The 23,957-nt window shown below is 71.6% G+C and carries 25 protein-coding genes and 2 pseudogenes; 15 read left to right on the plus strand and 12 right to left on the minus strand.

Translation table 11 applies throughout. The features are described from left to right. Positions 1 to 304: pseudogene (locus IE212_RS35235) on the minus strand (hypothetical protein); the annotation flags it as partial. On the opposite strand from IE212_RS35235, the gene IE212_RS32415 reads away from it, so the two are divergent. Both IE212_RS32415 and IE212_RS32420 read left to right on the plus strand, forming a co-directional pair. Next, positions 263 to 811, plus strand: a complete 549-nt coding sequence (locus IE212_RS32415) for an RNA polymerase sigma factor (RefSeq protein ID WP_190201561.1) — start codon at positions 263 to 265, stop codon at positions 809 to 811. The pseudogene IE212_RS35235 and the gene IE212_RS32415 sit on opposite strands and share 42 nt — an antisense overlap. Next, positions 804 to 1,802: a CU044_5270 family protein gene (locus IE212_RS32420; RefSeq protein WP_190201562.1), complete on the plus strand. Its 999-nt coding sequence runs from the start codon at positions 804 to 806 to the stop codon at positions 1,800 to 1,802. The genes IE212_RS32415 and IE212_RS32420 overlap by 8 nt, the downstream gene beginning before the upstream one ends. A gap of 8 nt (positions 1,803 to 1,810) precedes the next feature. Here IE212_RS32420 and IE212_RS32425 read toward each other — a convergent pair whose 3' ends face one another. Both IE212_RS32425 and IE212_RS35490 read right to left on the minus strand, forming a co-directional pair. Beyond that, positions 1,811 to 2,176, minus strand: coding sequence for a nuclear transport factor 2 family protein (locus IE212_RS32425; RefSeq protein WP_190201563.1), 366 nt, complete (start codon positions 2,174 to 2,176; stop codon positions 1,811 to 1,813). Between the two features lie 103 nt (positions 2,177 to 2,279). After that, a complete protein-coding gene (locus IE212_RS35490; RefSeq protein ID WP_268250809.1) occupies positions 2,280 to 2,414 on the minus strand; it encodes a hypothetical protein in 135 nt (44 codons plus the stop codon). A 193-nt stretch (positions 2,415 to 2,607) separates the two neighbouring features. Between IE212_RS35490 and IE212_RS32430 the strand changes: the two genes are divergently transcribed. From IE212_RS32430 to IE212_RS32445, 4 genes are all read left to right on the plus strand, one after another. Further along, on the plus strand, positions 2,608 to 3,693 hold the full coding sequence (locus tag IE212_RS32430) for an S-(hydroxymethyl)mycothiol dehydrogenase (RefSeq protein WP_190201564.1): 1,086 nt from the start codon (positions 2,608 to 2,610) through the stop codon (positions 3,691 to 3,693). Beyond that, positions 3,693 to 4,322, plus strand: coding sequence for an MBL fold metallo-hydrolase (locus IE212_RS32435; RefSeq protein WP_190201565.1), 630 nt, complete (start codon positions 3,693 to 3,695; stop codon positions 4,320 to 4,322). Before IE212_RS32430 ends, IE212_RS32435 begins: the two co-directional genes overlap by 1 nt. Before the next feature lie 90 nt (positions 4,323 to 4,412). Beyond that, entirely contained in the window at positions 4,413 to 5,327 is a 915-nt protein-coding gene (locus tag IE212_RS32440; protein ID WP_190201566.1) for an SDR family oxidoreductase, read from the plus strand. Between the two features lie 122 nt (positions 5,328 to 5,449). Further along, the gene (locus tag IE212_RS32445; protein ID WP_190201567.1) at positions 5,450 to 6,145 is read left to right on the plus strand and encodes a L,D-transpeptidase family protein; all 696 of its coding nucleotides are present in this window, start codon (positions 5,450 to 5,452) and stop codon (positions 6,143 to 6,145) included. A 26-nt stretch (positions 6,146 to 6,171) separates the two neighbouring features. On the opposite strand, the gene IE212_RS32450 is transcribed toward IE212_RS32445, so the two are convergent. Genes IE212_RS32450 through IE212_RS32465 form a run of 4 tightly spaced genes read right to left on the minus strand, consistent with a single transcriptional unit; the run spans position 6,172 to position 10,642 of the window. Continuing rightward, complete coding sequence (locus tag IE212_RS32450; RefSeq protein WP_190201609.1) at positions 6,172 to 7,371, minus strand: Gfo/Idh/MocA family protein; 1,200 nt, start codon at positions 7,369 to 7,371, stop codon at positions 6,172 to 6,174. A 14-nt stretch (positions 7,372 to 7,385) separates the two neighbouring features. After that, positions 7,386 to 8,729, minus strand: coding sequence for an ABC transporter substrate-binding protein (locus tag IE212_RS32455; RefSeq protein ID WP_190201568.1), 1,344 nt, complete (start codon positions 8,727 to 8,729; stop codon positions 7,386 to 7,388). 10 nt (positions 8,730 to 8,739) lie between these two features. Further along, positions 8,740 to 9,657: a carbohydrate ABC transporter permease gene (locus tag IE212_RS32460; protein ID WP_190201569.1), complete on the minus strand. Its 918-nt coding sequence runs from the start codon at positions 9,655 to 9,657 to the stop codon at positions 8,740 to 8,742. Positions 9,658 to 9,676: 19 nt separating this feature from the next. Further along, positions 9,677 to 10,642, minus strand: a complete 966-nt coding sequence (locus IE212_RS32465; protein WP_190201570.1) for a carbohydrate ABC transporter permease — start codon at positions 10,640 to 10,642, stop codon at positions 9,677 to 9,679. A 169-nt stretch (positions 10,643 to 10,811) separates the two neighbouring features. Here IE212_RS32465 and IE212_RS32470 point away from each other — a divergent pair, with 169 nt between their 5' ends. The 4 genes and pseudogenes from IE212_RS32470 to IE212_RS35245 all read left to right on the plus strand — a co-directional run bounded on the left by IE212_RS32470 (position 10,812) and on the right by IE212_RS35245 (position 13,134). Beyond that, positions 10,812 to 11,972, plus strand: coding sequence for an ROK family transcriptional regulator (locus tag IE212_RS32470; protein ID WP_190201571.1), 1,161 nt, complete (start codon positions 10,812 to 10,814; stop codon positions 11,970 to 11,972). A gap of 100 nt (positions 11,973 to 12,072) precedes the next feature. Then, positions 12,073 to 12,258 (plus strand): hypothetical protein, encoded by a 186-nt coding sequence (locus tag IE212_RS32475; RefSeq protein ID WP_190201572.1) that lies wholly within the window; start codon positions 12,073 to 12,075, stop codon positions 12,256 to 12,258. A gap of 56 nt (positions 12,259 to 12,314) precedes the next feature. After that, positions 12,315 to 12,653: pseudogene (locus IE212_RS35240) on the plus strand (DMT family transporter); the annotation flags it as partial. Positions 12,654 to 12,726: 73 nt separating this feature from the next. Then, positions 12,727 to 13,134, plus strand: a complete 408-nt coding sequence (locus tag IE212_RS35245) for a multidrug DMT transporter permease (protein WP_229864678.1) — start codon at positions 12,727 to 12,729, stop codon at positions 13,132 to 13,134. Positions 13,135 to 13,162: 28 nt separating this feature from the next. On the opposite strand, the gene IE212_RS32485 is transcribed toward IE212_RS35245, so the two are convergent. Further along, a complete protein-coding gene (locus tag IE212_RS32485) occupies positions 13,163 to 14,503 on the minus strand; it encodes a S1 family peptidase (protein ID WP_190201573.1) in 1,341 nt (446 codons plus the stop codon). Positions 14,504 to 14,928: 425 nt separating this feature from the next. Between IE212_RS32485 and IE212_RS32490 the strand changes: the two genes are divergently transcribed. The 3 genes from IE212_RS32490 (at position 14,929) to IE212_RS32500 (ending at position 17,949) form a co-directional block, all read left to right on the plus strand. Beyond that, positions 14,929 to 16,104: a MalY/PatB family protein gene (locus IE212_RS32490; RefSeq protein WP_190201574.1), complete on the plus strand. Its 1,176-nt coding sequence runs from the start codon at positions 14,929 to 14,931 to the stop codon at positions 16,102 to 16,104. 44 nt (positions 16,105 to 16,148) lie between these two features. Beyond that, positions 16,149 to 16,535, plus strand: coding sequence for a PPOX class F420-dependent oxidoreductase (locus tag IE212_RS32495; RefSeq protein WP_190201575.1), 387 nt, complete (start codon positions 16,149 to 16,151; stop codon positions 16,533 to 16,535). A gap of 64 nt (positions 16,536 to 16,599) precedes the next feature. Then, positions 16,600 to 17,949, plus strand: coding sequence for a Gfo/Idh/MocA family protein (locus tag IE212_RS32500; RefSeq protein ID WP_190201576.1), 1,350 nt, complete (start codon positions 16,600 to 16,602; stop codon positions 17,947 to 17,949). A 7-nt stretch (positions 17,950 to 17,956) separates the two neighbouring features. On the opposite strand, the gene IE212_RS32505 is transcribed toward IE212_RS32500, so the two are convergent. After that, positions 17,957 to 18,370, minus strand: coding sequence for a Zn-ribbon domain-containing OB-fold protein (locus IE212_RS32505; RefSeq protein ID WP_190201577.1), 414 nt, complete (start codon positions 18,368 to 18,370; stop codon positions 17,957 to 17,959). Between the two features lie 151 nt (positions 18,371 to 18,521). Beyond that, positions 18,522 to 19,190, minus strand: coding sequence for a TetR family transcriptional regulator (locus tag IE212_RS32510; RefSeq protein ID WP_190201610.1), 669 nt, complete (start codon positions 19,188 to 19,190; stop codon positions 18,522 to 18,524). A 197-nt stretch (positions 19,191 to 19,387) separates the two neighbouring features. Here IE212_RS32510 and IE212_RS32515 point away from each other — a divergent pair, with 197 nt between their 5' ends. Both IE212_RS32515 and IE212_RS32520 read left to right on the plus strand, forming a co-directional pair. Further along, positions 19,388 to 20,134 carry a peptidoglycan-binding domain-containing protein gene (locus tag IE212_RS32515; protein WP_190201578.1) on the plus strand — a complete coding sequence of 249 codons (747 nt, stop codon included), beginning with the start codon at positions 19,388 to 19,390 and terminating at the stop codon, positions 20,132 to 20,134. Positions 20,135 to 20,227: 93 nt separating this feature from the next. Continuing rightward, on the plus strand, positions 20,228 to 20,719 hold the full coding sequence (locus IE212_RS32520; protein ID WP_190201579.1) for a flavin reductase family protein: 492 nt from the start codon (positions 20,228 to 20,230) through the stop codon (positions 20,717 to 20,719). 157 nt (positions 20,720 to 20,876) lie between these two features. Here IE212_RS32520 and IE212_RS32525 read toward each other — a convergent pair whose 3' ends face one another. After that, positions 20,877 to 23,276 (minus strand): SpoIIE family protein phosphatase, encoded by a 2,400-nt coding sequence (locus IE212_RS32525; protein ID WP_190201580.1) that lies wholly within the window; start codon positions 23,274 to 23,276, stop codon positions 20,877 to 20,879. A gap of 105 nt (positions 23,277 to 23,381) precedes the next feature. Further along, positions 23,382 to 23,948 carry an antibiotic biosynthesis monooxygenase gene (locus IE212_RS32530; protein ID WP_190201581.1) on the minus strand — a complete coding sequence of 189 codons (567 nt, stop codon included), beginning with the start codon at positions 23,946 to 23,948 and terminating at the stop codon, positions 23,382 to 23,384. Between the last annotated feature and the right edge of the window lie 9 nt (positions 23,949 to 23,957).

Below are 23,957 nucleotides of genomic sequence, written 5' to 3' on the forward strand. Positions count from 1 at the left end.
GCTCGTTCGACATGATCTGCAGACCAGGCCGGGCGAGCTCGGCGCGCATGAACAGCGCCATCACGCCACCGATGACGAAGAACGCGAACGACGTCGCCAGGTAGAGCGTGCCGATCGTCTTGTGGTCCGTGGTCGTCAGCCACTTCAGGTGCCTCATGCCCCGCCTGTGTCCGCGCCCCGCCCGGACGTCACACCGCACCGGTGCGACGAGCGTCACCGAACCGGGTGTGACGATCGAGGGAGTGCCGGACACGAACGGGACATGAGCAACGACGAGATCTTCGCCGCTGCCTACCGTGAGCATTACTGGGCGGTCAGCCGCTATGTCGCACGGCGACTGGACGGGCGGGCCGACGAGGTGGAGGAAGTGGTGGCGGAGGTGTTCACGGTGGCCTGGCGGCGCCGGAACGACCTGCCGTCCTCCCCACTGCCCTGGCTGTACGGAGTGGCACGCAACTGCCTGGCCAACGCGGTGCGCGGCCACGGGCGCCGCCGTCGGCTCGTCGACCGGCTCGGCAATGACGACACCGCGCACGGACGGCACATCACCGCGGGCCCCGAGGCCGACACCCCCGGCGCCTGGGTGCACGAGGCACTCGCCCGGCTCTCCGCGGCCGACCAGGAGGTACTGCGTCTGACGGTCTGGGAGGGACTCGCCGTGGACGAGGTCGCCGTCGCCCTCGGCTGCGGCAGACGCGCCGCCGCCATGCGGCTGCACCGGGCCCGGCGCCGCCTCAGGACCGAGATCGACCGCGTGCGTCCCGTCGCTGCGGCGGACACACACCGCGTGAAAGGGGTCGGCCATGGCTGACGAACTCGAACTGCTGCGCGGCGCCAACCCGGTGCCGCCCGACGGTCCCCACTTCGGCGACGGCCCCCTCGACCACGGCGCCGAACGCCGGCTCGAGCGACTGCTGCGGGAGCGGCCGCAAGGCCGTCCGGCCCGCCGGCCGCTGCCCGTACCCGGCCGGCCCCGGCTCGTCTGGGGGCTCGCCGCCACAGCCGTCGTCGCGGCCTTGGCGCTGACCCTCGTCCTGAGCGGCCCGAACACCACACCGGCGGTGGCCGCACCCCGTCCGCTGGTGGTGCAGACCGGAACCACCGCGGTCCCCCTGGGCCGGCTGGCCGCACGCGCCGTGCAGGCCGCTGCCGACGGCTCGCCGCGGTTGCGTAAGGGCACGCATGTGCGGTCCTGGAGCATGGGGGTGTCGGACCGCGAACCCCCGGTCACCCTGCCCGAGGAGCGCATCGTCCGCTGGCGGGCCGACGGCAGCCGCACAGAACTCGTCGTGGCCACCGACCCGGGGCATCCAGGCCGCCCGGTCCTCTCCGACGAGCAAGGCGAGCCGCGCCTCGTCGGCGACGCGCACGTCATCAGCGACCGCACCTACCCGCCGAGCTGGAGCGACGCCCCGCCCCAGTCCAGGCCGCCGAACGACCCGGCACGCCTGCGCGCCTACCTGACGGAGGCTCAGTACACCCGCACCGCGCTCACCACGCCCCAGCTGCTGGACGCCGTGCAGGTGCTGCTCGACCACTGGACCCTGGGCGCCCGGGAGACCGCGACGCTTGCCCGCCTCCTCGCCGGGACCGAGGGGTTGCGGCCCGTCGGCCAGGTGACCGACCGCCTGGGGCGACGCGGTCAGGCCTACGTCTGCGACGGCCCCGGCGCCCGCCGGATGCTGATCATGGACCCGGCCACCGGCGCCGTCCTCGGCCTGGAGACCACCTTCACCACCGCTGAACCCGAGTACGGCGTCAAGAAGGGCGACGTCATGTCGTACAGCGCCTGGCTGCGCTGATCACGCCGCTACTCGTCCCAGGCCTGCACCAGGGTCTGCTCGGTGATCTTGCCGCCGCGCAGCGAGAGCATCGACTCGGACAGGACGCGCACACCGTCGGTGTACTCGCAGCTCTCGCAGTAGGCGGCCTCGTCGCCCTGGATGACGCACCGCTCCAGCTTGTGTGTCATGTCGCGGCTGTAGACGTCCTCCAGCATCCGGCCGATCTCGTCCCGGCCGTGCAGGACCTTGGGGTGGCTGGGCTGGGTCGTGCGGTCGACGATGCGGAGCTCCGCGTCGTCCGCGTAGAGCGAGAGCAGGATCTCCGGGGTCTGTCCTTCCAGGCCCCGGCGGAGCGTCTCTCTGTCGAAGGCAGGGTCTGCCGCGGTTCCCATGATGACCTCCTTCGTACGACCGCGACCCGGTCGTACGACGGGCCGCGAGAAGCCTCACTCCTTGAGCGTCCTCCGACCCGGCCGGCATGGCAAGCGCAGCCGTTCAGTCCGCCGCGGACAGGAACTGGGTCGCCGCCAGTTCCGCGTAGAGCGGTTCGGAGGACACGAGTTCGCGGTGAGTGCCGACCGCCCGGACGTGGCCGGCGTCCATCACCACGATCCGGTCGGCCGCCGTCACCGTTCGTCGATCGGACCCCGCGCCACGACGGCCCCGGCGCCCGCCGGATGCTGATCATGGACCCGGCCACCGGCGCCTCGACTCCGGCGCGACCTGGTGGGACACGGGGCGCGGGTGGCCGAACCGCGCCCCTTGCCGATCAGTCGCGCGTAGGGTCGGAAAGGACGGGACCCCGCCGGACGAAGGAGTCAGCATGGCGCAGGAAGTACGCGGTGTGATCGCACCGGGCAAGGACGAGGCGGTGCGTGTCGAGACCATCGTCGTGCCCGACCCCGGCCCCGGCGAGGCGGTCGTGCGTGTCCAGGCCTGCGGAGTGTGCCACACCGACCTGCACTACAAGCAGGGCGGCATCAACGACGACTTCCCCTTCCTGCTCGGCCACGAGGCCGCGGGCGTCGTCGAGGCGGTCGGCGACGGCGTCACCGACGTCGAGCCCGGTGACTTCGTGATCCTCAACTGGCGTGCGGTGTGCGGGAAGTGCCGGGCCTGTCTGCGCGGGCGGCCCTGGTACTGCTTCGACACCCACAACGCGAAGCAGAGGATGACCCTCACCGACGGCACCGAGCTGTCCCCGGCCCTCGGCATCGGCGCCTTCGCCGAGAAGACGCTGGTCGCCGCCGGGCAGTGCACCAAGGTCGACCCGGCCGTCGCCCCGCAGGTGGCCGGGCTGCTCGGCTGCGGCGTCATGGCCGGCATCGGCGCCGCGATCAACACCGGCGGCGTCGGCCGCGGCGACTCGGTCGCCGTCATCGGCTGCGGCGGTGTCGGTGACGCGGCCATCGCCGGGTCCCACCTGGCCGGCGCGGCGACGATCATCGCCGTCGACATCGACGACCGCAAGCTCGCGAAGGCGCGCACCATGGGCGCCACCCACACCGTCAACTCGCGTGAGACCGACCCGGTGGAGGCGATCCGCGAACTCACCGGCGGATTCGGCGCCGACGTGGTCATCGAGGCCGTCGGCCGCCCGGAGACCTACCAGCAGGCCTTCTACGCCCGCGATCTGGCCGGCACGGTCGTCCTCGTGGGCGTGCCCACGCCCGAGATGAAGCTCGAACTGCCGCTGCTGGACGTCTTCGGTCGCGGCGGATCCCTCAAGTCGAGCTGGTACGGCGACTGCCTGCCCTCCCGTGACTTCCCCATGCTGATCGATCTGCACCTGCAAGGGCGCCTGGACCTGGGCGCGTTCGTCACCGAGACCATCCAGCTCGACGAGGTGGAGAAGGCGTTCGAGCGCATGCACCAGGGCGACGTCCTGCGCTCGGTGGTGGTGCTGTGATGGCCGCCCGCGTCGAACACCTCGTCACAGCCGGCCGGTTCAGCCTCGACGGGGGCACCTGGGACGTCGAGAACAACGTATGGATCGTCGGCGACGACCACGAGGCGATCGTCATCGACGCCGCCCATGACGCCGACGCCATCGCCGAGGCCCTCGGGGGCCGCCGGCTGACGGCCATCGTGTGCACCCACGCCCACAACGACCACATCGACGCCGCCCCCGCCCTCGCCGAACGCACCGGTGCCACCATCTGGCTCCACCACGACGACCTGCCGCTGTGGAAGCAGACCCACCCGGACCGCGAGCCCGACGCCTGGCTGGTGGACGGCCAGACGATCGAGGCGGGCGGCGCCGACCTGCGGGTCCTGCACACCCCGGGGCACGCTCCCGGCGCGGTCTGCCTGTACGGCCCCGGCCTCGCCACCGTCTTCACCGGGGACACCCTCTTCCGGGGCGGCCCCGGCGCCACCGGCCGCTCCTTCTCGCACTTCCCCACGATCATCGACTCGATCCGCGACCGCCTCCTCACCCTGCCACCCGAGACGAAGGTCCTGACCGGCCACGGAGACTCCACCACCATCGGCACCGAGGCCCCGCATCTGCAGGAGTGGATCGCCCGCGGGCACTGACCGCGTGTCGCCCGTGAAAGGCGACAGAAGATGTCCGGCTTACCCGCGACTCTGGATGCGACAAGCAGCCAGAGGCACGGGAGGCCGGACATGTCAGCTCCGCTGAAGGGCAAGATCGCGCTGGTCGCCGGGGCGACCCGGGGCGCCGGACGGGGGATCGCCGTCGAACTCGGCGCGGCCGGCGCCACGGTCTATGTCACCGGCCGCACCACGCGCGCCCGCCGCTCGGAGTACGACCGGCCCGAGACCATCGAGGACACCGCCGACCTGGTCACCGGGGCCGGCGGCCGGGGCATCGCGGTCCCCACCGACCACCTCGACCCCGCCCAGGTCAGCGCCCTCGTGGACCGCGTCGCGGACGAACAGGGCCGCCTCGACATCCTCGTCAACGACATCTGGGGCGGCGAGAAGCTCTTCGAATGGGACACCCCGCTCTGGGAGCACGACCTCGCGGGCGGCCTGCGCCTGCTCAGGCTCGCGGTGGAGACGCACGCCGTCACCAGCCACCACGCGCTGCCCCTGCTGCTGCGCCACCCCGGCGGGCTGGTCGTCGAGGTCACCGACGGCACCGCCGACTACAACCGGGAGACCTACCGCAACAGCTTCTTCTACGACCTCGCCAAGGCCTCCGTCCTGCGCATGGCCTTCGCCCTCGGGCACGAACTCGGCCCGCGCGGCGCCACCGCCGTCGCTGTCACTCCCGGCTGGATGCGCTCGGAGATGATGCTGGACGCCTTCGGCGTCCGCGAGGAGAACTGGCGCGACGCCCTCGAGAAGGTCCCTCACTTCGCCATCTCGGAGACCCCGCGCTACGTCGGCCGGGCCGTGGCCGCGCTCGCCGGCGACCCGGACGTTGCGCGCTGGAACGGACAGTCCCTCTCCAGCGGCGGCCTCGCCCAGGTGTACGGCTTCACCGACCTCGACGGCAGCCGCCCGGACGCCTGGCGGTACCTCGTCGAGGTCCAGGACGCCGGCAAACCGGCCGAAACGGCCGGCTACCGCTGAGAGGGGAATGTCACCGTTTCGTCGCAGACAGCGACTCCGTACAACCGAACCCGGGTGCTCGCCCGTCTAGCTGGCAGGGATCGCAGACCATGTGACCACTTCCGCGAAGGGGCAGGACAGCCATGGGGGACGTACGCAGACGGGGCGCCGTAGCACTGGGGATCACCGCACTGGTGGCACCGCTCACACTCGCGCTCGGCGCCTCGCCGGCACAGGCCGCCGGCTGCACCACCCAGGCCGGCCCGTACCAGAAGCAGGTGGAGAAGTTCCTGGGCCGTCCGGTCGACGGGAAGCAGTCCGCCGCGGACTGCAAGGCGATCCGCGCCTTCCAGACCAAGCACGGCATCTCCCCGAACGCCGGCTACGCCGGGCCCGTCACCTGGGGCGTGATGGACCTGATGCAGAAGCAGAAGGCCGTCGGCAAGAACCCCGGCAAGGACGGCCAGTGCCCGGTGAACAAGGGCCGGATCGCCTGCGTGAACCTGACCCTCCAGCTCAGCTGGGTCCAGGACGGCGAGAAGCTCGTGTACGGGCCCGTCCCGGTCCGCACCGGCCGCAACGGGTACGAGACCCGCACCGGTCTGAAGAAGATCTACTGGCGCAACATCGACCACGTCTCGTCCATCTACCACGTGCCGATGCCGTACGCCCAGTTCTTCGACGGCGGCCAGGCCTTCCACTCCGTCGGCGTCAGCATGTGGAACCCTCCCGGCTCGCACGGCTGCGTCAACATGACCAAGACCGACGCCAAGAAGTACTGGTCGCTGCTGAAGAAGGGCGACGACGTCTACGTGTACGGCCGCAAGCCGGGCACCTGATCCCACGCACCCGGCCCGCCCCGGCCCTACAGCGGCGCGTCCCCGAAGTCCGGGATGTCCAGCCGCACCCCGCCCTGCCGCGCCGACTCGTGCGCGATGATGCCCGGCAGGGTGTAGCGGGCGGCCACCCAGGCGTTCACCGACGGCAGGGTGCGCGTGTTCACGGCGGTCACGAAGTCGTCCACCAGGAAGTGGTGGCTGCCCTCGTGGCCGTTGTGCAGGTCGTCGAACTCCCGCGGCAGCCGCGACCGGTCGTGCACGGGAGCCGACCCGGAGGTGAACGCGGCCCGCAACTCCGGCGCGATGTGCCGCAGCGACGGGTCGCCGGGAGCCATCGTGGGTTTGGGTTCCAGCAGTTCGCTGATGTCCTTCACCCCCTGCTTGTCCTGCCACAGGGCGACCGTCGCGAGCTGCTCCATGCTCGCCTCGGTGCCGAAGAAGCGAAAACGCGACTCCCGTATGTGCGAGGGGTAACCGACCCGCCGGAACTCGTTGGTACGGAACGAACCGCCGCCCGCCACCTCGAACAGCGCGGTGGCGTTGGAGAAGTCGTTGCCGAACTGGCTGACCTCCTTGTCGAAGACCCCGTCGCCCCGGTCGTCGACGACACCGATCGCCGACACGCTGACCGCGTGCGTCCGCCAGGCGCCCAGCACCCCGCCGACCGCGTGCGTCGGGTACAGCAGCGGTGGATAGCTGGCGGTCGCCTTCCAGTTGTCGCCTCCGCTGTACTGGTACGCCTCGTAGAACCCGAGGTCCATGTCGTGGACGTAGTCGCCCTCGGCGTAGAACAGCCGTCCGAAGGCACCCTCGGCGATCTGGTTGCGGGCGTGGACGGTGGCCGGGTTGTACTCGCTGGTCTCACCCATCATGTAGGTGAGCCCCGTGGCCTTCACGGTGTCGATGATCGCCGCGATCTCCTCCGTGCTGATCGCCATCGGTACCGCGGAGTACACGTGCTTGCCGGCGTTCAGGCCCTGGAGCACCAGCGGCCCGTGCGTCCAGCGCTGTGTGAAGATCGCGACCGCGTCGACCTCCTCCGACTCCAGCATGGCCTGGTACGACGGGAAGGTGCCGGCGAGCCCCTGTGCGGCGGCGAGCTGCTCGGCCCGCTCCGGCAGCAGGTCGGTGACGTAGACGTCGCCGACGCCGGGGTGGGCCTGGAACAGCGTGGCGAACTGGCCGGAGAACTGGCCGGCGCCGACGATGCCGAGGGAGAACGTCATGGAACGCGTGCCCTTCACTGGGAGAGGATGAGGTTGATCTGCTCGTTGGTCTGGTCGAGGCTGCTCACGGGCTTTCCGTTGCCGTAGATGTCCTCCATCGCCGGCTGCATGAGCGCCGTCATGTCCGCCGAGTAGCTGGCGATCGGGTAGGAGAACGTCCGGAAGTGCTTCTTGTCGGCCACGGGGTCGGTGAAAGACGAGACGTCGATGCCCTTCTTCCGGTAGGCGGCGACGGCGGCCTCGGTCCCGGCCTTCGTGGCGGGGAAGACGACGCCGTACCTGCCGACGGCCCTCTGGCACTTGTCCGAGGCCAGGTACGCCACCCACTTCTTGGCGCCCGCCTTGTTCTTGGAGGCCTTGGTGACGGAGTCGGCGAGGCCGTTCATCATGGTGGCGCGCTTGCCGGTCGGGCCGGCCGGTGTCAGGGCGGTCTTGATGTCCTTGCCCTTGAAGCCCGTGTAGGTGGAGATCATCCAGGCTCCGTCGAAGGCGGTGGCCGCCTTGCCCGCGGCGATCTGCGTGTTCTGCTGGTTGGACTGGATGTTGTAGTCGGACAGGGGCGGCATGTACCCCTTCTTCGCCAGTCCGAAGTACCACTTGATGACCGACTGGAAGGTCTTGCTGTCGTACTGGTACCTCGTGCCCCAGCGGGGCTTGTCCAGGTAGCTCCACCCGGCGGAGGCGGCGAAGGTGCTCCACTGGGTCTGGCCGTCGCCGAAGCCGCCGCCGCCCGTGGCCAGGCCGTACACCTTCACCTTGTTCCTGTCGAAGCCCGGCTCGTCGCCCCGCTTGCCGTTCCGGTCGACCGTCAGGCGGGCGATGGCCTTCTCGAAGGTGCCGCCGTCCTCGGGGTTCCAGCGGAGATTGCTGAGCTGCTCCGCGCTGAGGCCGGCCTCCTCGGTCATCTTCGAGTTGTAGAACAGCGAGACGGTGTCCCAGTCCTTCGGGGCGCCGTAGCGGTGGCCGTCCTTGCCGATCCAGTTGGCGGCGAGGCCCGGCTGGTAGTCCGAGTCCTTGATGCCGAGGTCGTCCAGCGGTTCGAGCACCTTCAGGTCGGCGAACTGGCCGAAGTTCTGGATGTGGTCGGTGAACACGTCAGGCTGGGTGCCCGCGATGAACCCGGCGGTGAGCTTGGTCCAGTAGTCGCTCCAGCCCAGCTGCGTGATCCTGACCTTCAGCCCGGGGTTCTCCTTCTCGAACCCTTTGGCGCAGGCCTGGTAGGCGGGCAGCTGGTTGGCGTCCCACAGCCAGTACGTGACCGTGTGCGCGGACGAGCCGGCGGCGCCTCCGCCCGCACATCCGCTGACCAGGGACAGCGCCAGCGCTCCGGTCGCCGCGACGAGCGTACAAATTCGCATCACTGTCCCCTTACTTGATTCCGGTGAAGCCGATGGAGCTGACGATGCGGCGCGCGAAGCAGGTGAACAGCACCAGCATCGGCAGGGCGGCGATCAGCGTCGCCGCCATGAGGCCGGACCAGTCGACGCCGGTCGCCGGGGTCTGCGCCCGGAAGATCGCCAACGCCACGGTCAGCACCCGCGAGCTGTCGCTGTAGGAGACCATCAGCGGCCAGAAGTAGTCGTTCCAGGAGGTGATGTACGTCAGCACGCCCAGCGTGATGATGGGCGTCGACGCCATCGGGAGCACCACCCGGAAGAAGATCTCGGCCTTCCCGGCGCCGTCGAGCAGCGCAGCCTCCTCGACCTCCCGCGGGATGTTCATGAAGAACTGCCGCAGGAAGAACACCGCGAACGGGGTCATGAACATGGTGGGCAGGGCGATGCCGAGGAGCGTGTCCACCAGGTGGAGTTGTTTGATGAGCACGAAGTTCGGCAGCAGTGTGAAGATGGCCGGCACCATCATCCCGGCGAGGAACAGGCCGAACACCTTGTCCCGCCCGCGCCAGCGCAGCCGCGAGAAGGCGTACGCGGCCATCGCGGAGAAGAAGAGCTGGCATCCGGTGATCAGGGTGGAGACCAGCACCGAGTTGAGCAGGTAGCGCCAGAAGTCGAGTCCGCCGCCCGCGCCGCCCTGTGCGACGGCCTCCTCGGCGGACTGCATGCCCAGGGCACGTTCGAAGCCGCTGGTGGTGAGGTCCACGGGCAGCGGGTCGGTCGGGTCGGCGTTCAGTCCGGCGTTGGTGGAGAGCGCGGTGCGCAGGATCCAGTAGAACGGCAGCAGGGTGATGAGGACGATCAGTCCCATCACGGTCCAGGCGGCGGCCCGCCCGAAGGGGAACCCGCGCCGCACCGGTCCGGCGGTCGTCGTGGTCGTCACGGCAGCCATGGCGGTGTCTCCCTTTCCGTCAGCCGAGGTCGGTCCGGCCGGCCCGGGTGAGCCGGTACTGGAGGACGGTGATGGCGCTCAGCACGACCAGCAGGGCGACCGACATGGCCGAGGCGTAGCCGAACTGGAAGCGCCCGAAGGCGGAGTTGTAGATGTAGTACTGGAGCACGTTGGTGGCGTTCGCGGGACCGCCCGCGGTGGTCACGGCCACGGTGTCGAACACCTGGAACGAGCCGATCACCGTCATGATCAGCACGACCGCCAGCACCGGCCGCAGCAGGGGCATGGTGATCCGCCAGAACATCCGCCACTCGCTCGCGCCGTCCATCCTGGCCGCCTCGTACATGTCGTCGGGGATGGCCTGGAGACCGGCGAACAGCAGCAGCGCGGTGTAGCCGACGTGCCGCCACACGTTGATGAGCGCGATCGTCGGAATCGCCCAGGTCTCATCGGCGAGGAACGGGATGCGGTCGGCGCCGAGGGCGCTGATGATCTCGTTGCCGATGCCGAGCTGGGTGTCGAGGATCCAGAGCCAGACGAGACCGGCCACGACGTTCGACATCAGGTACGGCGTGAGCACGATCCCGCGCAGCATCGCCGACCGCGTCAGCCGCTGCAGGAGCACCGCCGTCGCGAGCGCCGCGACCGTCTGCACTCCGATGTTGATGACGACGTACTCGACCGTGACCCACAGCGAGTCCCAGAAGATGGGGTCGTTGACCATGCGGACGTAGTTGTCCAGACCCACCCATTCCGCCGGCGTCAGCAGGTTGAACCGGGTGAAGCTCAGATAGACACCCCGCAGTGTCGGCCAGAGCAGGAAGACCACGAAGCCGAGCAGTGCCGGCGCGATGAAGACCGCGGCAAGCCGTCCGTCCCCCCGGTCGTCGCCCGTCTCGGTACGTCCTGTCCTGGGTTTGCTGCGGTCCTCCGCGGCGCCGCCCGCGGGCAGGCGCGATGGAGGGCTGCTGGAGGCGATGGTCACGGGAGACTCCCTCGCTGCGGCGGCTCGTCCTCTGGCCGGACTTACTTTTGGTGCGAAACAATTGCTGCGTCAAGAGGGGTGCAAACATCTTTTCGCAGCAACCGACACGGCCCTAGAGTGGTCATGTTGGTTTCAGTGCGAAAAAAAGGGCGAGGGGAGGCCGAGCCGAATGACCGCAGGCATCGCCAGTTGGCTGCCGCTGAGCACGGGGGAGCGCTCGGTGGCGATCGAGGTGCTCGTCCACGGCCCGCTGTCGCGCACCGAGCTCGCCCGCAGGCTGGGCCTGTCGGCCGGGAGCCTCACCCGGCTGACCAAGCCGCTGATCGAGTCGGGCCTGCTGGTCGAGGTGGCCGAGGCGGGAGTGTCCGCGGAGGCGCGCCAGGGCCGCCCCTCGACCCCGCTGGACGTCGTCGCCGACTCCCGGTACTTCCTCGGCTTCAAGGTCACCGAGGACATGGTCTACGCCGTCGTCACCACGCTCAGGAGCCACATCGTCGCCCGCCACGACCGTCCGCTCACCACCCACGACCCTGCCGAAGTCGCCGACGTTCTGGGCGAGATGACCGCGGCATTGGCCCGCGACCACCCCCGGCTCGCCGGGATCGGCATCGGGATCGGCGGGTTCGTCCAGGACCGGGCCGTGGTCGGCGAGTCCCCTTTCCTGCTGTGGCGGGACGTCCCGCTGGCCGAGCTCGTCGAGCGACGCACCGGGCTTCCCGTGGTCGTCGAGAACGACGTCGCCGCGCTGGTCGAGTCCGAGACCTGGTTCGGGGCCGGACGCGGCCTGGACCGCTTCGTGGTCCTCACCATCGGCGCCGGCGTGGGCTACGGGCTCGTGCTGGGCGGCAAGCGGGTGCCCTTCGCCGAGGAGGACCGCGGCTTCGGGCGCCACTGGATCGTCGACCCGAACGGCCCGCTCACCCCGGAGGGGCGGCGCGGCAGCGCCGTCTCGCTGCTGACCATCCCCAGCATCCGCTACCAGATCCACGCCGCCACCGGTCGCGACCACACCTACGAGGAGATCCTCGCGCTGGCCGCCGCCGGGGATCCCATGCCCGCCCGGGTGGTCGACGAGGCGGCGCGCGCTCTGGGTGCGCTCCTCGCCCAGATCTCCAACTTCGTGATGCCGCAGAAGATCCTGCTCGCGGGGGAGGGGGTCGGGCTTATGGACGTGGCGGGCAAGACGGTCGAGGAGACCGTCCGAGACAACCGGCACCCCCTGGCCGCCCCGCTCGACCTGGAGACGAAGGTGTCCGACTTTCACGACTGGGCGCGTGGCGCGGCCGTTCTGGCCATCCAGGTCCTTGTGCTGGGATCGGCCGAAGGGTGAACAGCCTCACGTTTACCGGGAGATGGACGTGATCAGTGACACTGTCCGGAATGCCCCTTTGGCTCGTGATTACTCACATCGCCTTCACCTTCGGGGTCGTATGCTTCACAGCATGTCCACCACTGTTGAATCCTCTTCCGAGCGATCGGCTGACGAGGTCAACGAGGAGATCCGTGCCCTGTGGCGCCGGTCGGGCGGGACACTGAGCGTCGAGCAGCGTGAGGAGTACCAGCGGCTCGTCCTGGAGTGGGCCGCCGCGGTCCCGCAGCCGGCGCCTGCCGTCTGAGCGTCGCGCAGGTCCGCTGACGCATCGGACCCTCGTCCCGGGGCACCCCAGATCGAATGGGTGCCCTCCTCGCACTTTCCTCGGCCGTCGTCTACGGCGTCGTCGACTTCACCGGCGGTCTGCTGTCCCGGCGGGCGCACCACACTGCCGTCACCTTCCTCGGCCAGTTGGGCGGGCTGCTGCTCGCCTGCGCCGCCGCGCTCCTGCTGCCCGCCGGCGCCGTTCGCTGCACCGACCTGCTGTGGGGGGCGCTGTCCGGCGTCGGCAGCGGGGTCGCCATGCGGTTCCTCAACCTTGGCCTCAGCCGCGGCGCGATGAGTGTCGTGGTGCCCGTGAGCGCCGTCACCGGCGTCGCTCTGTCGGTGCTGTGCGGCGTGCTCGTCCTCGGCGACCGTCCGGGGGCCGTCGCCTGGCTGGGCATCGCCGTCACGGTGCCCGCGCTGTGGTTCGTCTCCGGGGGGAGGAAGGGTGCGGGCAGGGAGGTGGCGGACGGGCCGCTCGCCGGCGTGGGCGTCGCCGTGCAGTACCTCGCCCTCGGCCCAGGCGGGCGCCGGGAGCGGGCTCTGGCCGGTCGCCGCGGGGCGAGTCGCCGCCGTCCTCGTCCTCCTGCCGGACGCCGCACGCCACGCACGCCGGCTGCGGCTGCCGCCGGGACGGTGCGCCCAGTCCCTCCTCGTCGGGGCCGGCGCGGCGCTCGGCCTCGTGCTGTATCTGCTCGCCGCACAGTTGCTCGCCGTGGCCGTCGTCCTCGCCTCCCTCTGTCCGGCCCTGCCCGTCATCCTGGGCCTCGCCCTCCTGCACGAGCGCGTCAGCGCGCGTCAGATGACGGGACTGCTGGGGGCGGGGGTGGCGACGGTGCTGCTCACACTCGGCTGAGGTGAACACGGCGAGGCCCCGGCCGCCATCACCCCCAAGTGGCCGAGTAGTACTGCCGATACGCCTTTCGTTCCTGCTCCGAGCGGATCCACCGGGTCGCCACCAGGGCCAGCAGGCTGCCGGCGATGACCAGCAGGCCGGGTCCGACGTTGCGCGGGTCGGTGAGCCGGGTCAGGAGGCTCGACACCTCCCCGCCCGTCACCGGTGCCGACGACCCGGGTGACGCGGTGCCCTGCGAGGCGGACGGCGCGGGTGCCGCGCCACCGGCCTGCTTGGACACGATCAGCTTGACGTTCAGCTCGGTGAGCGCCTTCGTCACCGGCTGGAAGAACGTCGTACCGCCCGCGGTGCAGTCCCCGCTGCCGCCCGACGTCACGCCGAGCGCGATGCCGTCGGCGAACATCGGACCGCCGCTGTCGCCGGGTTCGGCGCACACGCTCGTCTCGATGAGGCCGGTGACCGTGCCCTCCGGGTAGTTGACCGTGGCGTTCAGCGCGGTCACCTCACCCTCGCGCAGACCGGTGGTGCTGCCACTGCGGAACACCTTCTGCCCGACCTCCGGATCGGCCACGCCCGTGATCCGCACGCCCTCGCGGTCATTGATCGACACCACCTCCGCGCCCTTGCCCGCGCGGCCGCTGTCGTACTTCACCAGGGAGTAGTCGTCACCCGGGAAGCTGCCCCTGAGGGACGTACCGACCTGCTGCCGGCCCCGGTCGTCGGCGAACCAGACCGAACCGTCGGGCCCGCAGTGCCCGGCCGTGAGGATGTAATCGGTCTTCCCGTCGGTCACGTTGAAACCGGCCGAGCAGCGCCCGGCGGTCGACAGGATCGGCTCCGCGCCGTTGAGGCGCGTCGTGAACGTGCCCTCGGTGCGCTCCATGCGCACGAAGCCGCCGATGCCCTTGGCGACTTCGGTCATCCTGGACCAGTCGGCGGCGGACACGGTGCTGTCCCCGCGTACGACGACCTGGTTGTTCTTGTAGTCCAGGGACCACGACGTGCCGGCCACTCTGGGTGCCGAACGCAAGCTGGCCGTGGCGGACTTGAGATCGCTCATGCTGTGGCGCACCATCTTCGGCCGGGCACCGGCGCGCCTCACCTCGGCCGCGGCCTCGTCGTCCGTGACCGCGACCACCGGCCGGCCCGCCGAGTCGACCCAGTTGCCGGCCGTGCGGGAGGTGCCGAGCCGGGACGTCAGCTCGCTGCCCATGCTCGTGGCGGGCCGGGCGGAGAACGGGACGCCGATCGATGGGTCCGGGGGCTCGCTCGCCACGGCGGTGGTGACCATCGCTCCTCCGAGAAGGAGTCCGCCGACGGCTGCCAGCCGTGTCACTCGCCGGACGACCCGTCGTCGTGCGTGCCTCATGCATGGCTCCCGAACCAGAACATCACAGTGCGAACACCGCAGGGCACTCCTTGAGTTGAGCGCCCGTCTTCCCATACGGGGCGGAGCCGTGCCGTGTTCAGCCGGCGCGCCATCTCTTCACCACCGGCCTGCCACCGGGACGGCGGCGCCTGCTCAGCTCGTCCGAGTCGATCTCGCGGGCCGCCGTGAGCATGTGCCCGGAAGAACGTCGTACCGCCCGCGGTGCAGTCCCCGCTGCCGCCTGGCGTCACGCCGACGGGGGGGTGTGTCCAACCGGCCTGTGCGAACACGTCGGTGTCTGCGCCGGCGAGGTTCTCGCCGTCCGGCCCGGACCGTTCGCGGGCGATCTCCGGAGACGGGCCGCTCCTCCCGGCTTCCGCGTCCTCACGATTCGCGCTCACCGCACGGCCCCCTATCGTGTGTTCATGACCAGGATCCCGCACGAGACGTCCGGTGAGCCGAATCCTCTGCAGGCCCTCACGCTCGACCGGCTCCGCCGCCGTACGAGCATGAAGTGGCGCACCTACCCGGAGGACGTGCTGCCGGTGTGGGTGGCGGAGATGGACGTACCGCTCGCGGAGCCCGTCGTGCGCGCCGTCACCGACGCGCTCCACCTCGGGGACACCGGCTACCCCGCCGGTACGGCCTATGCGGAGGCGCTGTCCGCCTTCGCCGGGAAGCGGTGGAACTGGGACGGGCTCGCCGTGGAGCGCACGGCGATCGTGCCCGACGTCATGCTGGGCGTCGTCGAGATGCTCAAGCTGGTCACGGGGTACGGGGACGCGGTGGTGGTGAACCCGCCGGTGTACCCGCCGTTCTACGACTTCGTCACGCACATGGACCGGCGAGTGGTGGAGGCCCCGCTGGGGGAGGACGGGCGCATCGATCCTGAGGTCCTGGAAGAGACCTTCCGGCGGGCCGTCGCGGGCGGGAAGCGGGTCGCGTATCTCCTGTGCAGCCCGCACAACCCGACCGGCACCGTCCACACGGCCGAGGAGCTGTCCGCCGTCGCCGGGCTCGCCGAGCGGTACGGCGTGCGGGTCGTCGCCGACGAGATCCACGCGCCGCTCGCGATCGGCGCGGACTTCGTGCCGTACCTGAGCGTGCCGGGCGCCGAGCGGGGTCTGTCGCTGATGTCGGCCTCCAAGGCGTGGAACCTGGCCGGGCTCAAGGCCGCCCTGGCGATCGCCGGGCCCGGCGCCGCCGCGGACCTGGCCCGGATGCCCGAGGAGGTCGGGCACGGCCCGAGCCACGTCGGCGTCATCGCCCACACCGCCGCCCTGCGCGACGGCGGCACATGGCTGGACGCCCTGCTGTCCGGCCTGGACCACAACCGGCATCTGCTCGCGGACCTGCTGGCCGAGCACCTGCCCGCGGTCCGCTACCGCCCGGGCGACGCCACCTACCTCGCCTGGCTCGACTGCCGCGCGCTCGGCCTCGGCGACGACCCGGCGGACGCCTTCCTGCACCGCGGGCGCGTCGCCCTCAACTCGGGGATCCCCTTCGGCACCGGCGGTGAGGGCCACGCCCGCCTCAACCTGGCGGCCTCGCCCGAGGTGCTCACCGAGGCGGTGCGGCGGATGGCCGCGGCGCTCGGCTGAACCCGCGGGCGCGCGAGGCGCGGTCCGCTCGTAGACTGCCCGGCATGGACGACAGGGCCCTGGACGAACTCGGTGCGGGCAAGTACCTGCTGCTCACCAGCTACCGCAGGAACGGGACGCCGGTGGCCACCCCGGTCTGGGTGGTGCGCGACGGGGACGCGCTCGGCGTCTGGACGGTCGCCGACTCCTGGAAGGTGAAGCGCGTCCGCAACCGTGCCGACGTCCTCGTCGGCCCCTGCGACCTGCGCGGCAACCCCACCGGCGAACAGCTGCCCGCGACGGCGGAGATCTGCGGCCCGGACACCACCGCCCGCTACCGGCGGCTGATCGCCCGCAAGTACCGCATCGCGGGCCGGCTCACGCTGCTGGGCAGCCGGCTGCGCCGGGGCCCGGACGGCACCGTGGGCCTGCGGATCCTGCTCGCTCCCTGAGATTCGGCAAGCGCTTTCCCCGCTGGGCGAGTGGACGGCCGGTCGCCGGGAAAGGGCCCCTGCCATGAGCCGTACTCCCGTCCTGCGCGCAGCCATCGTCGGCACCGGCCACCGGGCGCAGCTTTTCACCCGGGGCCTCGCCGCACGTCCTGGTCACCTCGTGGCCGCGCTGTGCGACCCCAGCCCGACCCGAATGGCCTTCCACAACCGGCTGCTGGCCGACGCCGGCCGGCCCCCCGCCACCGCGTGGGAGCCCGACCGCTTCACCGGCCTGCTCACCGAGGAGGACATCGACGAGGTCGTCGTCACCACCGTCGACGCCGAGCACGACCGCTACATCGTCCCGGCCCTGAAGGCGGGCTGCCGGGTCGTCACCGAGAAACCGATGACCGTCGACGCCGAACGCTGCGCCCGCATCCTCGACACCGTCCGCGAGACCGGCAACTCCCTGACCGTCGCCTTCAACTACCGTTTCAACCCCGTGCACGAGAAGGTCCGCGCCCTGCTCGCCGAGGGCGCGGTCGGCGAGGTGCTGTCGGTCCACTTCGAGTGGCTGCTCGACGTACGGCACGGCGCCGACTACTTCCGCCGCTGGCACCGCGAGAAGCGCCACAGCGGCGGCCTGATGGTGCACAAGTCCTCGCACCACTTCGACCTGGTGAACTGGTGGCTCGCCGACGAGCCCCGGGAGGTCTTCGGCTACGGCCGGCTCGGCTTCTACGGCCGCGCGGCGGGGGAGCGGCACGGGCTGCGCCGGGACTACGACCGCGCCCACGGCGCGGAACCGGCCGCCGGCGACCCCTTCGCCCTGGACCTCGCGGCCGACGACACCCTGCGCGCCCTCTATCTGGACGCCGAACACGACAACGGCTACCTGCGTGACCGGAACGTCTTCGACGGGCCGATCACCATCGAGGACGACATGTCGGTCCTGGTGCGCTACTCGCGGGGCGCCACGATGACCTACCACCTGACCGCCTACTCCCCGTGGGAGGGCTACCGGGTGATGTTCAACGGCAGCGCGGGCCGGCTGGAACTGGAGGTCGAGGAGAGCCGCTGGCGGCCGGCCCCGACCCGGGTGGCCTCGGCCGCCGGCGCCCCGCACGGGGACACGGCCGCCGAGCACTCGGGCGGCGCCCGCCTCACCCTGCGCCCGCTGTGGCGGCCCCCGGTGGACGTGCCGCTCGCGTCCACGCACGAGGCCCACGGCGGCGGCGACCCGCGCATGCTGGACGCGCTGTTCGGCCCCGCCGGCCCGGCTCGCTCGGTGGACGCCGCGGCCGCGACCCGTCCGACGGCCACCGAACGCGACGGAGCGCTGGCCCTGGTCGTCGGTCTGGCGGCCAACCGGAGCTTCGAGACGGGGCGGCCGGTACGCACCGGCGAACTGATGGCAGGCGAGCAGGCCGCCTGAGTGGACGTCAGCTCCAGGCCCGGTACGGCTCGTCCAGCAGCTGGAAGACCGGCTCGCCCCGCACCGGGTCCTTGGCGGTGGACAGCCGCACCCGGTCCCCGCTGTGGATGCCGATCGGCGGTCCCATCACCCGGCCGCGCACGACGAACCCCTCGGACATCTCGATCAGGGACACGTTGCGCGCCGCGGGCGTGTTGCGGTGCACCACCGTCGAGTGACGCACCGTGCCCGTGCCCTCGCTGCGCTCCGTGCGCAGCTCGCTGCCACGGCAGACCGGACACAGCAGCCGGTGGTACATGGCGGTGCCGCACCAGGTGCAGCGCTGGAAGAGGATGGCGTCCGTGTCCGCGCCCCTCTGGTCGAGCAGACCCGTGGCGGAGCCGGCTGCCTGCTGAGTGACGCTTCCTGAGTGGTGATACACGCTGGTCAACTCCCTGCCCTCGGCCGGAATCCGTGGGCGCGGTCCCCCGCGCACACGCGTGCCCGGTTCGCCGTGCCACCGTGCACGCAGCACAGAGTATGGCACTCAGTGCCACTCGTAAAGGCACTCCGTACCCTCGATGTGCGGCCGGTCAGAGCCGTCCCAGCGTCGACTCGATCTCCTGCACGACCCGCCACAGGGGCGCTCCGCGCCGCGAGACCACGACCACCACGTCCTCGGGCTCTTCCCGCGCCGGAGGCACCGGCGTGCCGCCGAACGCGGACTGCACGTACGCCAGCGCGTGGTCCATCGTGGCGCTCGCCTCGCCCTGTCCGTCCGAACGCAGCCACGAGCGCAGCGCGTTGTTGTGCGCCGCGACCACCGCCGCGGCGATCACATCGGCCTGCAGGGTCCCGTCCCGGCGGGCCGCGAAACGCCGGCGCAGGTAGTCGGCGAGTGCCCGCTCGTAGCGCCACACCACCGACAGCTCGTACGCGCGCAGCCCGGGCACCTTCTTGGTCAGGCGGTAACGCTGCACGGAGAACGTCGGGTTCTCGGCGTACATCCGCAGCACGAGCCGGGCCGCGTCGCAGACCCGCCGCACCGGCTCCTCACCGCCGGTTCCCGCCGCCAGGAAGGCCGTCATGTCGGCCAGACACCGTTCGTGGTCGGGGAAGACCACGTCCTCCTTGGAGGGGAAGTAGCGGAAGAACGAGCGCCGCCCGACCCCGGCCAGCGCCACGATGTCGTCGACGGTGGTCTGCTCGTACCCGCGCTCGAGGAACAGCTGGAAGGCCGCGGCCACCAGGGCGTCCCGCATCGGCGGCTTTCCGTTCCCCGCGCCGGCTTTCTCGGAGCTCATGGCTGGAACGTAGCACCGGAGAGCGACTCGTGGCACTGAGTGCACTCCTCGGGAGGTACCGAGTTCCCCCTGAACCTCCGGCGCGGCAGCCACGTATCTAGCGGCAGGACGATCCCCGACAACGGGCGCCCGAGCCCGGACGGAAGGAGAGCAGCGTGTCGACACCGTCCGAGCCCCGGCAGCCGCAGGAGGGCCCGGTTCTCGAACCCATCCGCGTCCTGCGCCCCCGACGCACCGACGCACTCGCGGAACTGATGCGGGAGTTCCGCGAACAGACCGGCTCGGCACCGGACCGCCCCGCGTCCGGCGGCCACCAGCCCGTCGCACCGGCCGTGCCGCCGGCCGGCTCCGAGGACCTGACCGAGGAAATCCCGCCGCTCACGCGCGAGCCCCGTGACCGCCGTGCCGTCCCCGGGTCCGGACTGCGCTGGGCGGCCGTCGCGCTGGCGGTGGTCGCGGCCGGGGTGCTGGGCTTCGGCGGCGCCCTCCTCCTCCCCGGCAAGAACACCGGCGACAAGGCGGCCCCCGCTGCCCGCGCCACGACGTCCGCCCCGGAGCCCACTCCCAGCGCCACGGCCTCCGCCCCGGACCCCACTCCCAGCCCCACGGCCTCCGCACCGGCCCCGACGGCGACCCCCACCCCGCCCGCCGCCGACCCCGACGGCCCCGGCACCCTCCGCGAGGGAGCCAGCGGCCCCGAGGTGACCGAGCTCCAGGAACGCCTCCTGCGCATCCCGGACGTCTACCGGGACGGCTCCACCAGCGGCAGCTACGACCCCACGCTGACCGCGGCGGTCGCCCGTTTCCAGCTCTGGTACGGCATCCGGGGCGACGAGACCGGCGTCTACGGCAACGACACGCGCTCCGCGCTGGAGTCCCGCACGGCCGTCGGCACCGAATGACACGGCATCCAGCCGGACGGCGCCCCCGTCCCCGGCGTGCTGAGACGCTGCCCAGGCGCGTCGGCCGCGAAGGGTGCGGAGCCGGATGCGAGCATGGTGGGCATGGACACGTTCATCGACCGGCTGAACCCCGACATGTGCGTGGTCACGGCCGCCGCGGGCGGCGAACGGGCCGGCTGCCTGGTCGGGTTCGCCTCCCAGTGCTCGCTGCGGCCCGTGCGCTTCGTGGTGTGGCTGTCCGAGGTCAACCACACCTTCCGGGTGGCCCGCGACGCCGAGGTGCTCGCCGTGCACCTGCTCACCCGTGAACAACGGTCCCTCGCCGAGCTGTTCGGCGGACGGACCGGCGACGACACGGACAAGTTCCAGGGGCTGCCGACGCGTGAGGCCTACGGAGGGGCCCTCGTCCTGGAGGACGCGCCGGCCTGGTTCGTCGGCCGGATCGTGACGCGCGTCGGCGGCGGCGACCACATCGGCTTCGTGCTCGACCCGGTCGAGTGGGGCGGACGGGAGGAGGCGCACGCCGGGCCGCTGCTGCGTCTCTCCGACGCCCTCACCATCGAGCCCGGTCACCCGGTCGACTGACGTCGCCCCCGGTGGGGCCGTACGCCGTGCCTCGTCCGGACAGGAGCGGGCGCGGCCGGGCCACCGGGCGTCACTCCGCTCCGATGGCCGCGCGATCCGCCCCGGACACCACGAACCGAGAGGCCGCCCGTGAACGGCCCGATCCGCCGGACAAGCCCTACCGCTCCCGGACGCCGGGCACCCGGACGTCCACCACGCACACGTCGTCCCGCCGGACCTCCGGCAGCATCTGGGCGAGCAACGAGCCCAGCGACGCCGGCCCGTCGGTGGGCCTGGCCGCCACCGCCTCGGCGAGACGCTCCAGACCCCGGTCGATGCTCTCCGGAGGGTGCTCGACCAGGCCGTCGGTGAACAGGATGAGCCGGTCGCCCGGGCCGAGCCGGCACTCCGCCTGCTCGTAGACCGGCGTGCTGGCCGCCCCGAGCAGCACGCCGCGGGGGCGGCGCAGGTACCGCGCCTCGCCGTCCCGCAGCAGCAGGAGCGGAGGGTGCCCCGCCTGGGCCCACACCAGGCGGCGCTGCCGGGGGATGTAGCGGGCCAGCACCATGGTGGCGGTCGACTGCGTGTCGTGTGAGTGCAGGAGCAGCGTGTTCAGCCGGGCGAGCGCACCGGTCAGCGACGATCCCGTGATGACCATGCCCTTCGCGGTGAACCGGAGCTGTGCCATCGTGGCGACGGCGTCGACCCCGTGCCCCGCGACGTCGCCGACCACCAGCAGCGCGTCCCCGTCGGGCAGTTCGATGGCACTGAACCAGTCGCCTCCGACGTGGACACCCGACTGGGCGGGCAGATAGGCGACCTCCACACGCAGCCCGGCCAGGTGCACCGGCCGGTTGGCCATCGGGAGCAACGCGTGCTGCAGCCGGGAGGCCAGGGTCCGCTCGGCGCGCAGGACGTCGTGCTGGGTGAGGATCGCCCGCTCGCTCTCGACCAGGGCCAGCTCGGCCCGCCGCCGGGCGGTCATGTCCTGGATGAAGCCGTGCACCTCCACGGGTGTGCCGTGCCGGTCGGACACCGCCTCGGCCACCAGCCGCAGATGCCGGATCCCACCGGTCGTCCTGATCCGGAACGGAACGTCGAACGACCGCCCCTGCCCGACGAGTCCGGTGACGGCGCGGGTCAGCGCCGGAGTGTCCTCGGGGAGCGCGAGGTGCGGCACCTCGTCGAGCGGCACCGCACCCTGCGCGGCATCCCGGCCGACGATTTTGAACACCTGGGTCGACCAGGAAGCGTCCCGGGTGACCAGGTTCCAGTTCGCCCAGCCCAGGTTGCCCAGCCGCTGGATGTCCGCCAGCCGCTGCTCCTGCCGGTCGGAGGATCCGTGCCGGACCCAGGAGACGACGAGGGCGTCGTCCAGCGGCGCCACCCGAGCCGCGTACGTGAACAGCTCGGCGACACCGTCCACGACCTCCTCGTGCGCGAACGGCTCGCCCTCGTACGGTTCCCCGGTGGCCAGCACGTCGAGAAAGCCCCGCCACAGCGGCTCGCCCGCGAGGGCCGGCCGGAACTCCAGCAGACGCCGCCCGGCGGGTTCCTCCCCGGTCCGGCCCAGCAGCTCGCCCACCTGGGCGGTCGCCGCCTCCACCTGGAAGTCCTCGGTCTCGCCCGACCCGGCGGCCCGCAACGGAGTGAGCAGCATCGCCGCGATCGGCAGCGCGTCGAACAACGCCTGCACCGCGTCCGTGGCGGCGTCGGTGGCCCGCTCGGCCGGCGCGTCGAAGGCGCGCAGCCGGCCGGCGCACAGCCCGGTGACGCCCCGCAGATGCGCGCGGTCCCGTGGCGTGAACGCCCCGGCACGGCCTCGCAGGACGCCGATGCAGACCTCGGCCGAGTCCGCGACGGGCACGGGCAGCCAGGCACGCGACCGCCACCGCTCGGGCGGATCCCCGATCAGCAGGTAACGCTGCTCGTCCGCGGCGACGTCCTCCAGCCAGCGCGGCTCGCCCGACCGCAACGCGTCGAGCGCCGCGATCCCGCTCAGTGGCGGCACCTGACTCCACTGCGCGGCCAGCTTGTCGTCGATGCCGGCGTGCCCGGTCAGTTCGAGGCCGCCGTCGGGTCTGCGGGCGTAGATCATGACGGCGTCCGCCGCCATGTCCTGGGCGAGATGCTCCAGCAGACACCGGGCGAGGTCGGGCGGCGTCATCACCCGGACGAGAGCCTGCCCGAGGCGGGCCAGTGCGGCGGCGACGTCCTCCGGCGTGCTCGCGTCGGCCAGGGCGGCGGACCAGGAACCCGGTGGGCAGTCGTCGGCGGTCCCGGCCGCCTCGCCCGGGTGGTGCGCCGTGGGGGTCAGCGTGCCGAGCGTGATCCAGCACTCCTCCAGCAGGGTGTGCCGCGCCGTCTTGGCCCGCTCTCGCAGATGCTCGCCCGCCGCGTCCGCCGAACACCCGGTCAGTGCCATCACCGCGCCCTTGGCCCGCTCCACGACAGCCGACGTGGCCGCCTGGTCGCGCAGCCGGTCCATCTCGGCGCGCTGCCGGGCGACGATCTTGGCCAGTTCGACCAGGTCCGGTGCGGCACCGGGCTGCGCCGGTGTCACGGGCTCGCTCGTCACGCGTCGAGCATTGCACACCTGGGCCGATTCGAAGAGCGCCCGGTGCGCACGGACAACTCCCGCATCACATGAGGCTCGCCTGTCACTTCCGCCCCGCGGAACCGCTCAGTGGGCGTCGCGCGAATACAGCCACAGCCGCAGCAGCCGACTGAGCCGCGGCATCACCAGATACGTCAGCACCGGCAGCAGGACCAGCGGAAACACGGCGGCCCGCAGCGGCAGCGGCCAGCCGGTGGTGTGCGGCGTCACGAGCCACTGGACGAGCAGGGTGAAGGGATAGGCGCCGAGGAACGTCGTGAGGACCATCTTCCAGCGGGGCGGGGCCTGCACGGTGGTACCGGGCAGGCTGAACCAGGTCTCCATCCCGGTCGTCGACTGGCGTTCGCTGCTGACCTCGGTGGCGATGTCCTCGATCCGCCGGTGCCAGTGCGCACGCTCCTCGGACTCCAGCCACGCGGCCAGCCGGTGCTGGTCGGACCAGCGCAGCACCGCGTGGTAGCGGTGCCCGTCCTCGGGGGTCAGCCAGGAGACGCCCTCGTTGCCGGGGAACTGCCGGGCGCAGCGGCTGATGCCGCGGGTCCACTCCTCGAACTGCTGCTCCCGGCCGGGGCGCACCTGCCAGGTCAGGACCGTGGTCACCGGCTCGCGTCGTCGGACTTCGGTGGTGCTCATTCACTCACG

Source organism: Streptomyces djakartensis, assembly GCF_014651075.1.
GTDB classification, from domain to species: Bacteria; Actinomycetota; Actinomycetes; order Streptomycetales; family Streptomycetaceae; genus Streptomyces; species Streptomyces djakartensis.

Bases quoted from the DNA above. Each gene is read 5' to 3' on its own strand.
- IE212_RS32415 (WP_190201561.1), top strand. From the start codon at position 263: ATGAGCAACGACGAGATCTTCGCCGCTGCCTACCGTGAGCATTACTGG.
- IE212_RS32420 (WP_190201562.1), top strand. From the start codon at position 804: ATGGCTGACGAACTCGAACTGCTGCGCGGCGCCAACCCGGTGCCGCCC.
- IE212_RS32425 (WP_190201563.1), bottom strand. From the start codon at position 2,176: ATGGGAACCGCGGCAGACCCTGCCTTCGACAGAGAGACGCTCCGCCGG.
- IE212_RS32430 (WP_190201564.1), top strand. From the start codon at position 2,608: ATGGCGCAGGAAGTACGCGGTGTGATCGCACCGGGCAAGGACGAGGCG.
- IE212_RS32435 (WP_190201565.1), top strand. From the start codon at position 3,693: ATGGCCGCCCGCGTCGAACACCTCGTCACAGCCGGCCGGTTCAGCCTC.
- IE212_RS32440 (WP_190201566.1), top strand. From the start codon at position 4,413: ATGTCAGCTCCGCTGAAGGGCAAGATCGCGCTGGTCGCCGGGGCGACC.
- IE212_RS32445 (WP_190201567.1), top strand. From the start codon at position 5,450: ATGGGGGACGTACGCAGACGGGGCGCCGTAGCACTGGGGATCACCGCA.
- IE212_RS32450 (WP_190201609.1), bottom strand. From the start codon at position 7,371: ATGACGTTCTCCCTCGGCATCGTCGGCGCCGGCCAGTTCTCCGGCCAG.
- IE212_RS32455 (WP_190201568.1), bottom strand. From the start codon at position 8,729: ATGCGAATTTGTACGCTCGTCGCGGCGACCGGAGCGCTGGCGCTGTCC.
- IE212_RS32460 (WP_190201569.1), bottom strand. From the start codon at position 9,657: ATGGCTGCCGTGACGACCACGACGACCGCCGGACCGGTGCGGCGCGGG.
- IE212_RS32470 (WP_190201571.1), top strand. From the start codon at position 10,812: ATGACCGCAGGCATCGCCAGTTGGCTGCCGCTGAGCACGGGGGAGCGC.
- IE212_RS32475 (WP_190201572.1), top strand. From the start codon at position 12,073: ATGCTTCACAGCATGTCCACCACTGTTGAATCCTCTTCCGAGCGATCG.
- IE212_RS32485 (WP_190201573.1), bottom strand. From the start codon at position 14,503: ATGAGGCACGCACGACGACGGGTCGTCCGGCGAGTGACACGGCTGGCA.
- IE212_RS32490 (WP_190201574.1), top strand. From the start codon at position 14,929: ATGACCAGGATCCCGCACGAGACGTCCGGTGAGCCGAATCCTCTGCAG.
- IE212_RS32495 (WP_190201575.1), top strand. From the start codon at position 16,149: ATGGACGACAGGGCCCTGGACGAACTCGGTGCGGGCAAGTACCTGCTG.
- IE212_RS32500 (WP_190201576.1), top strand. From the start codon at position 16,600: ATGAGCCGTACTCCCGTCCTGCGCGCAGCCATCGTCGGCACCGGCCAC.
- IE212_RS32510 (WP_190201610.1), bottom strand. From the start codon at position 19,190: ATGCGGGACGCCCTGGTGGCCGCGGCCTTCCAGCTGTTCCTCGAGCGC.
- IE212_RS32520 (WP_190201579.1), top strand. From the start codon at position 20,228: ATGGTGGGCATGGACACGTTCATCGACCGGCTGAACCCCGACATGTGC.
- IE212_RS32530 (WP_190201581.1), bottom strand. From the start codon at position 23,948: ATGAGCACCACCGAAGTCCGACGACGCGAGCCGGTGACCACGGTCCTG.